The organism is Pontibacillus salicampi (assembly GCF_042434395.1).
Lineage (GTDB): Bacteria > Bacillota > Bacilli > Bacillales > BH030062 > Pontibacillus > Pontibacillus salicampi.
Map to the genome: position 1 here is coordinate 224,543 of NZ_JBHLTP010000004.1, position 12,268 is coordinate 236,810.

The following is a 12,268-nucleotide window of genomic DNA, read 5'->3' on the forward strand; positions in this document are numbered from 1 at the left end:
ATTAGCGAATGGTTAGTTTAAAGGGTTTTAGAGGAGAGAGTTATAGTGAATGTGAAGGGCCAAAATCGGCAGAAATGTGATTTTCAAATAAGGCTATTGTCCTATATGGTGGATGGAGAACAGTATCCGTTTTCAAAAATGCTAATTGAAAAAGAATTTACTGAATCAGAATACATAGCGCTAGTGGATCTGCTGGAAACTTTAGAGGTAAAATATAAGGAGCAAAAAGAAGAGGGGCTGTTAGACTTTACTAGCCTATTACTTCACTTTGCTGGAATGTTAAATATAAAATTAAATCCCGATGAAACCATTCGCGCCTTATGGCAAGAAGGGTTTCATCGGGAGTTGATGGAGGAGCTTGATACAATCAGGAAACTTCAAAGGTAATATGTTCTATTCCAAGGATTGCGATGTCGTCCTGACGATTTCATCCTCCTCGTCAAATTCATCCTCAATATTCTTCATGGAGCGTTCTAATATTTCAAGATAATCGGATCCATAAACCTCACGAATTAACGCGAGTAAATCTAAGAATTCTGGAAATTTCCCATACAGCTGTTTAAGCGGCTCCGTTCCTTTTAGTAAGGAGTTATTTTCTGGATTATAGGATTTCATAGTTTCAATCAACAAATCCTCGCCACTCGAGGTTAACTCAATATACGTGTTCCGTTTATCGTTTTCTCTTTTCGAGAAAGTGAGAAGACCTCTTTCCTCCAGCTTCTTGGAAAAATTAAATGCTGTGGATACGTGCATAACACCGAATTTGGATATTTCTGATACACTGGCACCTTTGAGATGATAGGCAATCCAAAGTATGTGATGTTCGTTTATATTTAAATTAAAGGGCTTTATCCATTGCTGCCAATCTTTTTCAATCGTTTTCCAAAGAGCTTTACTTAATTGTGCCATTTTATGACTATAGAGAATTGCTTCTTGTATAGAAGAGTTATGACTCATTTAGTACCCCCCTTTTCATGCTAAACGCTCCTATTAGTAATGTATTCACTTATATTATCTCAGGAAAACTTCTAAGTTGAAAGAAATGATGTGCAAAAAATACATCAAATGTTAAAAAAGTTTGAACAAAGGGGGGAGAGGGTAAATATAATTGGTAGGATTTACCTAAGATAAATACCCCATCGCATTAGGAATGATTCAAATAGATGAAGGAATAATAACCTTGTGAGAGCCTAAGGGTTAATTTCTTCAAACGCCTTAGTAACCATAGTGTGGAATTCAATCATATCGTCGAGGCGCGACTGTAAATCTTTAACGCACGTTTGATTTTGATTCTCTGCTTCTTCGTCTAACATAGCTTTTGTTTCTTCTAGGGACTCTTTTTGCCTTGAAGCAGCATCTAACCAACGATGAACATAAGAAGACATGAATTTTTGAAATAAATTTTCGTTGGCTTGATAAAGGTCCTTTCTTACTCCTTTTTTCCATACCCTCTCTACAAGATTTAGATCTACCAGGGTACGAATACCTGTACTCATGGATGTTTTACTCTTAGCAAGTGCTTCACTCATTTCATCAAGCGTCATCGGTTTACCTTCAATATATAAGGTAACAAAAAGCCTCGCTTCTGATGGGGTTAGGCTAAACATCTCTAGTGTTTTAGAAAATTCGGTAATAGCGTTGTATTGAACTTCGCTTATAACAGTGTTGTTATCTATGTCTGGCATGGAAGGATCCTCCTTCTGTCGTTGGCTAATACCAACCATACAACATTACAGAAAAAAAAGGAAATAACGAAAAGGGTAGTATTTTGAAGAAAAAGAGAGCATTTTGAAGCAATTATTGTTTATAATTTGTACAGTTTTAACTGTACGTTTTATATGTTCTTATATTAAAGTATTTATAGTTTGTTCATTTCATTCAAATCCTATATAGTTAAAAAGGTAAATTCGATTCAATGACTTATGTACTACATCAAGTTACACATCATAGTAAAAAATACAAGGGGTGAGCATGAGTGCCGATCATCAAAGTAGAGAACTTATCAAAAATCTTTGGTAAGAACCCTTCTCAGGCTATTAAGATGCTGGATGAAGGTAAAAAGAAAGAAGAGATACTGGACAAAACGGGAAATACAGTCGGTGTTAACCGTGCTTCATTTGAAGTAGAAGAAGGCGAAATATTTGTCATTATGGGATTATCCGGTAGTGGTAAATCTACACTGGTTCGCTTGTTGAACCGATTAATTGAGCCAACGGAAGGCAGCGTATATGTAGATGGACAAAACCTTTCTAATATGAGTGGGAACGATTTAAGAGGCGTCCGTCGAGAGAAAATGAGTATGGTTTTCCAAAGCTTTGCATTATTTCCATTTAGAACGGTATTACAAAATGCAGAGTTTGGCTTAGAAGTACAAGGTATAGATAAAAGTAAAAGAAGTGAAAAAGCTAAAAACGCACTAGAGCTTGTTGGTTTAGGGCAAGTGATTCAACAATATCCAAGACAACTGTCTGGTGGTATGCAGCAGCGTGTTGGACTGGCAAGAGCTCTTGCGAATGATCCTGAAGTACTATTAATGGACGAGGCTTTCTCCGCATTAGACCCGTTGATTCGTAAAGAAATGCAGGACGAGCTGCTCGATCTTCAGGAGCGTATGCAGAAGACTATTATCTTTATTACGCACGACTTGGATGAAGCGTTAAGAATCGGGGATCGTATTGCTCTTATGAAGGATGGGGGAATTGTACAAATTGGATCTCCAGAGGAAATCCTTGTGAATCCAGCAAACGATTATGTGGAGAAATTCGTAGAAGATGTGGATCGCTCAAAAGTATTGAATGCTCAACATATAATGAAACGCCCAGAAGCGGTGAACATAGACAGACATGGTCCGCGTGTAGCTCTAGAAAGAATGAGAGAAGAGGGTCTGTCCAGCATATACGTAACGGATAGATCTAGAAACCTTAAAGGGGTAGTGTCGGCTGACAAAGCTTCCGATGCTGTGAAGAATAATATTACAGATTTGAATGAGATTTTGGAAACAGGAGTGCCAACCGTTTCACCGGATACCTCCATGCAGGAGATTTTTGACTTGATTCATGATTCTCCAGTACCAATCGCAGTAGTAGAGGACGGTAAACTACAAGGTGTTATCGTTCGAGGAGCAGTAATTGCCGCATTAGCCGGAAGTGAGGTGTCTATTAATGAAGTTAATTGAGACAATACCAATGAAGAGTTGGATTGATGGATTAACCGATTGGATTACAGATAATTTTGAATTTCTATTTGAACCAATTAAAGATAACTTAGGAGAATTTATTGAGGGATTAAGTTCCGCTCTGCAGTGGATTAATCCATGGATTTTTATTGCTATTATCGTTATTGCAGCATTCTTTATAACAGGGAAAAAAGTTGGCCTGGCTGCTTTCACCTTAATTGGACTGTGGTTCATCTTTAACCAGAACCTTTGGGAAGATTTGATGGACACATTCTCTCTCGTAATAACAGCCAGTATAATATCAGTTATAATTGGTGTCCCGTTTGGAATTTGGATGGCTAAGAGTAGAATTGTGGAAGCTATTATTACCCCAATTCTTGACTTCATGCAGACTATGCCAGCCTTTGTTTACTTAATCCCTGCTGTTGCATTCTTTGGAATAGGGATGGTACCTGGTGTATTCGCATCTGTTATCTTTGCAGTACCACCAACGGTTCGTTTTACCAACTTAGGTATTCGACAAGTGTCCAAGGAATTAATTGAAGCATCCGAAGCCTTTGGTACAACAGGCTTTCAAAAACTATATAAAGTACAATTGCCAATGGCTAAGAAGACAATAATGGCAGGTATTAACCAAACGGTTATGCTTGCACTATCTATGGTTGTTATCGCATCCATGATCGGTGCAGAAGGACTAGGTCAGCGAGTTATTGAATCACTTTCTCGTAATGATGTTGGTTTAGGATTCGTAGCAGGTGTCAGTATCGTTATATTAGCCATTATCATCGACCGTTTTACGCAAAGCTTAAATACCCAAAAAGGGGAATAATGCTAGTTTGAACATTTCTATCAACTAAGGGGAATGATCAAATATATACAAAGAAAAAGGGGAGAACATAAGTAATGATGAAAACAAACTGGAAACGTGTAGGGCTTATAGCAGGATTATCTTTATCGCTCGTAGCAGCAGGGTGCGGATCTTCATCAGAAGGAGGATCTTCTGATGAAGGGTCAGGTGAAAGCAGTGCCTCAGTTGGGGAATCTCTGAATCATGAGATTACTGGAATTGATTCTGGAGCTGGAGTAGTAAAAGCCTCTGAGAAAGCTGTAGAAGAGTATGGCTTGGAGGAGTGGGAGGTACAGACATCCTCTGGCGGTGCAATGACAGAAGAGCTAAGTAATGCTATTGAAGATGAAGAACCAATCATTGTAACAGGATGGACTCCACACTGGAAGTTTGCTAAGTATGACCTGAAATATTTAGAAGACCCTAAAGAAGTATTTGGTGGTGAAGAGAAAATCCATACCATGGTTAAGCAGGGCTTAAAGGAAGAAAAGCCGAACTTAAACAAAATCCTGGATCAATTTAGCTGGGATGCCAGTCAGATGGAAAGTGTTATGTTAAAGCGTAAAGATGGAACTCCGATTGAAGAAGCAGCGAAAAAATGGGTAGAAGAAAATGCAGACCAAGTTTCTGAATGGACGAAAGGTGCAGAGAAAGTAGATGGTGTAGAGGCTAAGCTAGTATATGTATCTTGGGATTCAGAAATTGCATCTACTAACGTAATTGCTGAAGTACTGCGTCAGCAAGGCTTTGAAGTGGAAATAACACAAGTACAAAATGCTACAATGTGGCAAGCAGTTGCAGAAGGCGAAGCGGACGGAATGGTGGCTGCATGGTTACCTGGAACCCATGGCGAGAACTATGAGAACTTTAAAGATCAAGTAACAGATCTTGGACCGAATTTAGAAGGTGCCAAAATCGGACTTGTAGTTCCTGAATATATGGACATCGAATCTATTGAAGACTTAAAAGAATAATTTCTCTTGTTAAAACAACCCTCTTTATCAAAAACCTGCTCTCTAGTATGGAGAGCAGGTTTTATGTATTATGGGGGCTTTTTTCATTTTGTCGGACGTTTTTTGAGTATTTAGAGCAATGTTACATTCCTTGATAACTCGATATTTTTTATTGCCAAACAAAAGAGGATACCCATATATGGGTATCCTCTATCCTACATTTACTGAAGGGGATTAGAGTCCTCATCGTCTTGAGGTACAGGTTTTTCATCGGAAGCTACCTGAATTTCATGATCGTTGGTTTTGGACTTTTCTTCTAGCTCTTTTAAGCTGTCTTCAATTTCCTCTAAATGCTTTTGAATTTTTCTCTGATGAGGCTCAATGGTTTGCTTCCAGCTCTCAATGGACTGTTTTACATCGGTAGAAAGGTCTTTTAGTAATGTGGCACCTTCTCTGGAAGTTTGAGAAATTTGTTCCGTTAACTGTGTTCCCTGATCTCTCAAGTTGTCTAGTGTGTGTTTTAACCGCTCTGTTGAATCCTTTGCTTGCGAACGAAATTGGCTTCCTGAAGAAGGAGTGGAAAGTAAAGTAGCCGCCGCACTTACAACGCCTCCAACTACGAATCCTAGCACTAATGATTTACTTTTTCCCATAATCAAAAAACTCCTTTCTTACTTCTATTATATCCGTTTTTTCTTGTCCTGTAGAGGACTAATTAGCGGTTAATGAAAGTTTATGCTGTCTATGTAAAACATAGGTATTCTTACTGTTCCCCATATAAAATAAATAAAAACCCCTGACTGAGTCAGAGGCTGAACATTTAGAATTAAGAGGCCTTAGAGGTAACGGTGCTCTTGCCAATATTCGTACGAACAAATATTTTTTGAACGATAGGATAGATGATAGTCATGACGATAGTATTGAATGCAGCGGCAGGAAGAACAACTGCTAGGAAAAGAGCAGTAAACGACCCTTCCATAAGACCGATAATCATGACGGCTACAGTAAGAAATATAGAGCCACTAATGATTGTTCCGACAGCTGTTAGAACGGAAGCTGCTATGGTGGTGTTGATGACCTTACTGAGCACTACAAACAAACCAAAGAAAATGAATGCTGTTAATGGTTTATCAATAATATTGGCAATCTGTCCTCCTGGAGCGGAAGTAGTTAGTGCGGAAATACCACCGGTGACAAAGGATAGTAACAATACATAAGGAAGCTTAGGAAATAAGATAATACCTAGAAACATCATTACTAACAGCATATCCGGCTTCATTCCGAAAAGAACAGGCGGAGCAAATATGTGTAACACCGCTCCAATTCCAGCTAATAACGACAGCAATACCAATACTCTTGTGTCTAAACGTTTGTTCATATTAATTCTCTCCTCTTCTAAACTAATCTCGACTACATTCCAGCTGTGTCCTGTGACCAACTGCGAAAGTCTAGTCCTATTGTAGCAAATTTCTCGAAAAAGTAAATAAAAGTACATATGCTTTACTGAAAAACAGTGTTTTCTTTTTGGTCATGGAGATCCTGGTACTTATTAAACATTTTTCTATTCTTATACCAAAGTACTGAAAGAGCTACGCATAGAAGAGCTCCAGCAATGGCATATCCTATCGTGGTCAAAGAAGCGAGTGCCACAGAAAGAAACATACCTGTTCGAATGGAGATTTTTCTATACATCCACCCAATTAAAGGATTGAGAGGTATTCGAATTAATCGGTTAATGGGATAATACGAGACCGACATGCCACAGTGTCGATAACCCTGCTTCGTTGTAATAAATAGGAAGTGCAATGTAGAGCATGGAATCTCCAATGATACAAAGAGCCGTAATTAAAGAAAGTACAATGACTGGTCTACGGCTATACCTCATAGTAAACCCTCTGAACAGTTAGGTTGCATCATATGTACAAGAGCATAGCTTCCTCCTGAATATATCAATCAAAAATTGTTGATGTAATATATCTAAGTATGAAGCCTAATGAGTATTAAATCAAATATTTTTGATTTAAAAACCTAAAATATGCTGCCTCCATGTTCTATCCAGAGGCAGCATCCTTGCTATGAAATGTGATGAGATATAGTAGAAGCTATGTCCTGCAGGTCTTCATTACTATATTCCTCTGTATGAGTTTCCCATTTTGCTCCAAAGCCATCTTCTTTTCCATACCGAGGAATTAAATGAATATGTAGATGGAAAACAGATTGGCCAGCTGCTTCTTCATTGTTATTTAATATATTTAAGCCAACTGGTTGAAACGCTTCTTTTATCGCATTGGCTACTTTTGGAACACGTGCAAATAAGGATTCTGCAACTGAAGCATCAGCATCGTATATGTTTCTTACGTGCTGCTTTGGAATAATTAATGTATGTCCCTTCGTGGTTTGACTAATGTCGAGAAATGCGTACACTTCTTTATCCTCATACACCTTAGCCGAAGGGATATCTCCGTCAATAATTTTGCAAAAGATACAATCTTGACTCATCTTCATTCCTCCACTCTTCTTAGGTTATGTTTATCATAACAGAACGATTAAGGTGAATGGAACAATAAGGGATGAGGTTCTTCTCTTATAAGGGTTTTAGTGGGAACCACTCTATTCGGGCAGACATTCGCTTTCCTATTGCATCATACTACGTGAGGTGTGTACGAAACGTAACTTTCATAAATTGATCTTGCGTGGATAACATACCAATTACTGCTGTGGTATGTAACAATAAATATAAATAAAACAGAGTACCTCAGGGAGAGGTACTCTGTATGGGAAGACTTGGGAAAGCCGTCCACCTATCTGTTAAGGATAGATACGGGGTTTACTTTGCTACGCGCGGGGTTACCACTATGTGGCTGCATTTCTTGATGGGAAACACAACCTACGTAAACAAAGCTTTTACAATACCTGCTGTGAACACCTCATTTAACCATTAAATGTGTGTGATGCAACCTCAAACCTATTGGTGGAGATCGATTTCAGCCTGGTCTTTCACTGACACCTCATTTCGATTGTTAAGCCTAAACTTAATAACCTTATCAACAAAGTTTGCAGTGACGTTTTGGACAGCTCCCCCTGTCGCCTTCAAGGATAGTATGTGCAGGATAAGAGCTTCTATACGAATTTAGGGTAATTTTTTTGGAAAAGGAGAAGGGGAATGATAAAATTTAGAAAAGTGAATGGTTAGGAAAAGAGGGGTACAGATGAATTCATTATTACATATAGAGGAACTCGTTGGAGGTTATACTAACAAGAATGTACTGCATGGTATTTCTTTTGAAATAAAGCCTGGAGAAATAACTGGATTAATTGGCTTGAATGGTGCAGGAAAAAGCACAACCATTAAGCATGTTATCGGGTTGATGCAGCCAAAAAAAGGTAAGGTTAAGATTAATGGGAAAACATTCCAAGAAGACCCGGAAGGATATCGAGCTCAATTTTCTTATATACCAGAGATGCCTGTACTATATGATGAATTGACACTCAAGGAACACTTACGCTTAACGGCTATGGCATATGGACTATCTGAGGAAGTTTTTGAACAGCGTCTTCAGCCTCTTCTTAAAGAATTTCGGATGGAGAAGAAGCTCAACTGGTTCCCAGTACATTTTTCCAAGGGAATGCGGCAAAAAGTTATGATTATGTGTGCCTTTTTAGTGGAGCCTTCTTTATATATTGTTGATGAACCATTTGTCGGGCTGGACCCACTTGGGATTCAATCCTATTTACAACTCATGAATGAGATGAAAGACCAGGGTGCTGGTGTACTTATGTCTACTCATATTCTGGCTACAGCCGAACGGTATTGTGACCGCTTTGTTATTCTCCATGATGGCGAAGTGAGGGCAAAGGGGACGTTGAAGGAGCTACAGGATTCCTTTCAAATGCCCGGTTCAACATTAGACGATATTTATGTGGCGCTTACGAAGGAAGATTCACATGATTAATGCAAAGGATTTGTGGAAGAAACGGCTTGGCAGTCACTATAAGGAATTAAACCGATATTTACGTCTCATGTTTAATGATCATTTCTCCATTGCGTTATTTTTCTTTCTAGCTGGCCTATCATATGTGTATCAGCAGTGGCTGCAAGACTTACCTGATGGATTTCCTACGGCTGTTGTACTTGCTGTGCTTTTCGGTTTGCTTTTAACGTACAGTCCGATTCGAACGATGCTGAAAGAACCGGATTTAGTGTTCCTGTTGCCTGCAGAATTTCAGCTTTCCCCGTTTTTCCGGAACGGGCTTATTTACAGCTACATTATGCAAATGTTTCCATTCCTTTTTGTATTTGTAGCAGCAGGTCCGCTTTACTTTACTTCCTTTGAGGAGAGAAGTATTTCCCAATATATCGTTATTGGAGCCGTAATCGTTGTATTAAAGGCGTGGAATGTGCTCGCTCATTGGTGGGAGTTGAACAGCCGCGATGGTGTCAGTGGGTGGATTGATGCTGGTGTCCGCTTCTTACTGAATGGATTAACGATTTACTTTGTGGTTATTGGAGAGGCGTGGCTATATGCTGCAATAACAACTGTTTTACTATTTGGGATGATGATGTATGATTACAGCCTCGCTAAAAAACGTCGTGGAGTGGCTTGGGATCTCTTAATTGTGAAAGAACAAGCAAGAATGCAAGCCTTTTACAGGGTTGCTAATTTATTTACAGATGTTCCTCATCTAAAGCAGTCAATTAAGAAGCGTCACTGGCTTGTTCGCTTGCTAAAGCAACCTGTTCCATTTCAACAGGATAAAACGTTTGATTATTTATATCGCATAACGTTTATCCGAAGCAGTGATTATTTAGGGCTATACCTCCGTTTACTTGTGATTGCGTTTGCGCTCATCTATTTCCTGCCAAACCTGTGGATGCAGCTAGGGTTCTCCTTCCTATTTCTTTACATGAGTGGGTTCCAAATGGTTACGATTTGGCATCACCATCGTCAATTGGACTGGCTGGAGCTTTATCCTGTTCCATTTACATACAGGAAGCAAGCTTTGTTAAAATGGCTGTTTCAGTTAATGCTTTGTAAGACGTTTGTGCTAGGGATTGCCTTCTTAATAAGTGGAAACTTTATAGGCTTAGCTCTCGTATGGTTAGGTGGAGGCTTATTTAGCTATTGGATGGTATATTCTTATTTTGTAAAGCGAATGACAGTGTAATGGTTAAGGGCTCTCTTAAAATTAGAAGGGGGCCTTTTCTAATAAAAACTATCTTGAAATCAAGTATTCCACTATCTTCCGATTATTTAGATTAACCTAACATGAACGTTGGTCTTAAACAAATAGGGATGGAGGTGAAAGGATGAGACAGACACCTTATGAAGAGCGGGTGTATAAGGAAGCACGTCGTTTTGCTAAACAGATGAATCGTAAATCGTCCCTATTACAACGAACATCTAAACAAATTCAAACTAATATCAATAAACGTGTTCCGGACCGTGTCCATCAAGTGGTAACAGAAAGTGTAAAGCAAATGATTCAAATTTCTCTCACTTCCTCCAAGTACATTTATCCAACTTCCATTCATGATGGAGCCAGTCTGGAGGAAAGAGAAGAAATGATTAATACGAGGCTGCAACAGTATAAACGAACGGCTGCTATAGAAGGTGCGGGGACAGGTGCCGGAGGAATTATGCTAGGATTAGCCGACTTCCCATTATTGTTAAGTATTAAGATGAAGTTTTTGTTTGATGTAGGGCAGTTATATGGATACGATGTGACAAAATACGAGGAGCGAATGTTTATTCTGCATCTATTTATGTTAGCCTTTTCCAGCGATTCAAAAAGAAAAGAAGTTCTTCAGACTGTCATCCATTGGGAGAGGGAAAAGGAACATTTAAAAGAAGTGGATTGGCGCACATTACAAATGGAATATAGGGACACCATTGATTTGGTGAAAATGCTCCAGCTTGTGCCGGGGCTCGGAGCGATTGTCGGGGCGATTGGAAATACTCGATTATTAGAGCAGTTAGGGGAGACGGCTAAAAATGGCTACCGTCTCCGTAAGCTTTATTCCTCAAATTAAGGTTGTTGTTGATAAGCAAGATAGGATTGGAACAATGTCTTGGCGCTTAACGGCAATGCTCGTTCATCAAAATCAAATTTCGGATGGTGATGTGGATAAACATGCCCCTCCTTTTGAGCACCTGTAAAATAAAAGGCCCCTGGACGCTCCAGCATATAGTAGGAGAAGTCTTCTCCAGTCATTACAGGTCCCACATAATTAGCCTGCTCGACACCAGGAGTCGCATGAGCTGCTTGTAACACAAGGTCTGCTTCCTTCCGGTGGTTTACAAGTGGTGGGTATCCTTTTTGATAATGGAAATCATAACTTGCATCATGGGTAGCAGTGACACCTTTAATATGCTTCTCCATTTCTTGAATGATTAAATCCTGATTATGAGAGTTAAAAGTACGGACCGTTCCTTTTAAAGTCGCTGTATCAGCAATTACATTGAAAGCTTTTCCGGCTTCAAACGTTCCGACTGTGACAACCGCGGAGCTGAGAGGGTCCAGTTTACGGCTGACAATCTGCTGTAGTGAGGTTACAAGCTCAGAGCCGATAACAATCGCATCCTTTGTTTGATGCGGTTGGGCACCATGACCGCCTTTCCCCTGTATCTTAATTTCAAATGCATCAGCTCCTGCAAAAAAGGACTCAGGAGCAGTTTCAATAGTTCCGACCGGTGTGTTGATCCATAGATGCGTACCAAATACAGCATCAACCCCTTCTAAAGCTCCTGCTTCGATCATTGGTTTTGCTCCTCCAGGAGTTATTTCCTCTGCATATTGATGAAGAAATACTACGGTTCCTGGTATATCCTCTTGATAGGGCTGGAGCGCCTTGGCAAGGCATAATAACGCTGCAGTATGACCGTCATGTCCACAAGCGTGCATCACCCCAGGAACGGTTGATTTGTAAGGTGCATCCTTCTCATCCTGAATAGGGAGTGCGTCAAAATCCGCTCGTAACGCTACAGTTTTTCCTGGCTTGCCACCTTCTAAACGAGCGAGGACTCCATTTTTGCCTATATTTGTTTCATACGGTATTCCTAGTTCTTCATAATATTGGGCAATATAGGCTGCTGTTTCTGTTTCATGGAAAGAAAGCTCTGGGTGCTGATGTAAATGCCTTCGAATATGTACCATTTCCTCATATAAATGATCAATATCGTTCATAACCGTTTCCCACATAGTATCCATCCCTTCTTTTCTGAATATTATAACAGATGTTTTCATCCCCATCATAAAAAAATGGCTATATTAGAACATAAAGAAATCCTGGCA

Annotated in this window: 15 protein-coding genes; 8 read left to right on the forward strand and 7 right to left on the reverse strand. The window is 39.5% G+C overall.

Features of this window, described 5'->3' with window-relative positions:
* The first annotated feature begins 45 nt into the window (after positions 1-45).
* The gene (locus ACFFGV_RS07790) at positions 46-387 is read left to right on the forward strand and encodes a DUF1878 family protein (protein ID WP_377346344.1); all 342 of its coding nucleotides are present in this window, start codon (positions 46-48) and stop codon (positions 385-387) included.
* Positions 388-393: 6 nt separating this feature from the next.
* On the opposite strand, the gene ACFFGV_RS07795 is transcribed toward ACFFGV_RS07790, so the two are convergent.
* Complete coding sequence (locus ACFFGV_RS07795; RefSeq protein ID WP_377346346.1) at positions 394-957, reverse strand: HTH-type transcriptional regulator Hpr; 564 nt, start codon at positions 955-957, stop codon at positions 394-396.
* A gap of 233 nt (positions 958-1,190) precedes the next feature.
* Positions 1,191-1,685, reverse strand: coding sequence for a GbsR/MarR family transcriptional regulator (locus ACFFGV_RS07800; RefSeq protein WP_377346348.1), 495 nt, complete (start codon positions 1,683-1,685; stop codon positions 1,191-1,193).
* Between the two features lie 290 nt (positions 1,686-1,975).
* Between ACFFGV_RS07800 and ACFFGV_RS07805 the strand changes: the two genes are divergently transcribed.
* From ACFFGV_RS07805 to ACFFGV_RS07815, 3 genes are all read left to right on the forward strand, one after another.
* Positions 1,976-3,175 carry a quaternary amine ABC transporter ATP-binding protein gene (locus ACFFGV_RS07805; protein WP_377346350.1) on the forward strand — a complete coding sequence of 400 codons (1,200 nt, stop codon included), beginning with the start codon at positions 1,976-1,978 and terminating at the stop codon, positions 3,173-3,175.
* On the forward strand, positions 3,162-4,004 hold the full coding sequence (locus tag ACFFGV_RS07810; protein WP_377346352.1) for an ABC transporter permease: 843 nt from the start codon (positions 3,162-3,164) through the stop codon (positions 4,002-4,004). The genes ACFFGV_RS07805 and ACFFGV_RS07810 overlap by 14 nt, the downstream gene beginning before the upstream one ends.
* A 74-nt stretch (positions 4,005-4,078) precedes the next feature.
* Positions 4,079-4,996, forward strand: a complete 918-nt coding sequence (locus tag ACFFGV_RS07815) for a glycine betaine ABC transporter substrate-binding protein (protein ID WP_377346354.1) — start codon at positions 4,079-4,081, stop codon at positions 4,994-4,996.
* Positions 4,997-5,196: 200 nt separating this feature from the next.
* On the opposite strand, the gene ACFFGV_RS07820 is transcribed toward ACFFGV_RS07815, so the two are convergent.
* A complete protein-coding gene (locus ACFFGV_RS07820) occupies positions 5,197-5,628 on the reverse strand; it encodes a YtxH domain-containing protein (RefSeq protein WP_377346356.1) in 432 nt (143 codons plus the stop codon).
* A 173-nt stretch (positions 5,629-5,801) separates the two neighbouring features.
* Complete coding sequence (locus ACFFGV_RS07825; protein ID WP_377346358.1) at positions 5,802-6,353, reverse strand: tryptophan transporter; 552 nt, start codon at positions 6,351-6,353, stop codon at positions 5,802-5,804.
* Between the two features lie 234 nt (positions 6,354-6,587).
* On the opposite strand from ACFFGV_RS07825, the gene ACFFGV_RS07830 reads away from it, so the two are divergent.
* Positions 6,588-6,719, forward strand: a complete 132-nt coding sequence (locus ACFFGV_RS07830; protein ID WP_377346360.1) for a hypothetical protein — start codon at positions 6,588-6,590, stop codon at positions 6,717-6,719.
* Here the strand turns inward: ACFFGV_RS07830 and ACFFGV_RS07835 are convergent.
* Together ACFFGV_RS07835 and ACFFGV_RS07840 are read right to left on the reverse strand one after the other, a co-directional pair.
* Entirely contained in the window at positions 6,708-6,860 is a 153-nt protein-coding gene (locus ACFFGV_RS07835; protein WP_377346362.1) for a hypothetical protein, read from the reverse strand. The genes ACFFGV_RS07830 and ACFFGV_RS07835 overlap by 12 nt on opposite strands.
* Before the next feature lie 188 nt (positions 6,861-7,048).
* Complete coding sequence (locus ACFFGV_RS07840) at positions 7,049-7,480, reverse strand: HIT family protein (RefSeq protein WP_377346364.1); 432 nt, start codon at positions 7,478-7,480, stop codon at positions 7,049-7,051.
* Positions 7,481-8,184: 704 nt separating this feature from the next.
* On the opposite strand from ACFFGV_RS07840, the gene ACFFGV_RS07845 reads away from it, so the two are divergent.
* The 3 genes from ACFFGV_RS07845 (at position 8,185) to ACFFGV_RS07855 (ending at position 11,006) form a co-directional block, all read left to right on the forward strand.
* Positions 8,185-8,928: an ABC transporter ATP-binding protein gene (locus ACFFGV_RS07845; protein ID WP_377346366.1), complete on the forward strand. Its 744-nt coding sequence runs from the start codon at positions 8,185-8,187 to the stop codon at positions 8,926-8,928.
* Positions 8,921-10,141 (forward strand): ABC transporter permease, encoded by a 1,221-nt coding sequence (locus tag ACFFGV_RS07850; RefSeq protein WP_377346368.1) that lies wholly within the window; start codon positions 8,921-8,923, stop codon positions 10,139-10,141. Before ACFFGV_RS07845 ends, ACFFGV_RS07850 begins: the two co-directional genes overlap by 8 nt.
* A gap of 142 nt (positions 10,142-10,283) precedes the next feature.
* Positions 10,284-11,006 (forward strand): EcsC family protein, encoded by a 723-nt coding sequence (locus ACFFGV_RS07855; protein WP_377346370.1) that lies wholly within the window; start codon positions 10,284-10,286, stop codon positions 11,004-11,006.
* Here ACFFGV_RS07855 and ACFFGV_RS07860 read toward each other — a convergent pair.
* The gene (locus ACFFGV_RS07860) at positions 11,003-12,175 is read right to left on the reverse strand and encodes an amidohydrolase (RefSeq protein ID WP_377346372.1); all 1,173 of its coding nucleotides are present in this window, start codon (positions 12,173-12,175) and stop codon (positions 11,003-11,005) included. The genes ACFFGV_RS07855 and ACFFGV_RS07860 overlap by 4 nt on opposite strands.
* Between the last annotated feature and the right edge of the window lie 93 nt (positions 12,176-12,268).

What these genes read in the sequence shown, in the direction of transcription:
- ACFFGV_RS07795 (WP_377346346.1), bottom strand. Translation starts at nt 957, where the DNA reads ATGAGTCATAACTCTTCTATACAAGAAGCAATTCTCTATAGTCATAAA.
- ACFFGV_RS07800 (WP_377346348.1), bottom strand. Translation starts at nt 1,685, where the DNA reads ATGCCAGACATAGATAACAACACTGTTATAAGCGAAGTTCAATACAAC.
- ACFFGV_RS07810 (WP_377346352.1), top strand. Translation starts at nt 3,162, where the DNA reads ATGAAGTTAATTGAGACAATACCAATGAAGAGTTGGATTGATGGATTA.
- ACFFGV_RS07815 (WP_377346354.1), top strand. Translation starts at nt 4,079, where the DNA reads ATGATGAAAACAAACTGGAAACGTGTAGGGCTTATAGCAGGATTATCT.
- ACFFGV_RS07820 (WP_377346356.1), bottom strand. Translation starts at nt 5,628, where the DNA reads ATGGGAAAAAGTAAATCATTAGTGCTAGGATTCGTAGTTGGAGGCGTT.
- ACFFGV_RS07825 (WP_377346358.1), bottom strand. Translation starts at nt 6,353, where the DNA reads ATGAACAAACGTTTAGACACAAGAGTATTGGTATTGCTGTCGTTATTA.
- ACFFGV_RS07830 (WP_377346360.1), top strand. Translation starts at nt 6,588, where the DNA reads ATGGCATATCCTATCGTGGTCAAAGAAGCGAGTGCCACAGAAAGAAAC.
- ACFFGV_RS07835 (WP_377346362.1), bottom strand. Translation starts at nt 6,860, where the DNA reads ATGAGGTATAGCCGTAGACCAGTCATTGTACTTTCTTTAATTACGGCT.
- ACFFGV_RS07840 (WP_377346364.1), bottom strand. Translation starts at nt 7,480, where the DNA reads ATGAAGATGAGTCAAGATTGTATCTTTTGCAAAATTATTGACGGAGAT.
- ACFFGV_RS07845 (WP_377346366.1), top strand. Translation starts at nt 8,185, where the DNA reads ATGAATTCATTATTACATATAGAGGAACTCGTTGGAGGTTATACTAAC.
- ACFFGV_RS07850 (WP_377346368.1), top strand. Translation starts at nt 8,921, where the DNA reads ATGATTAATGCAAAGGATTTGTGGAAGAAACGGCTTGGCAGTCACTAT.
- ACFFGV_RS07855 (WP_377346370.1), top strand. Translation starts at nt 10,284, where the DNA reads ATGAGACAGACACCTTATGAAGAGCGGGTGTATAAGGAAGCACGTCGT.
- ACFFGV_RS07860 (WP_377346372.1), bottom strand. Translation starts at nt 12,175, where the DNA reads ATGTGGGAAACGGTTATGAACGATATTGATCATTTATATGAGGAAATG.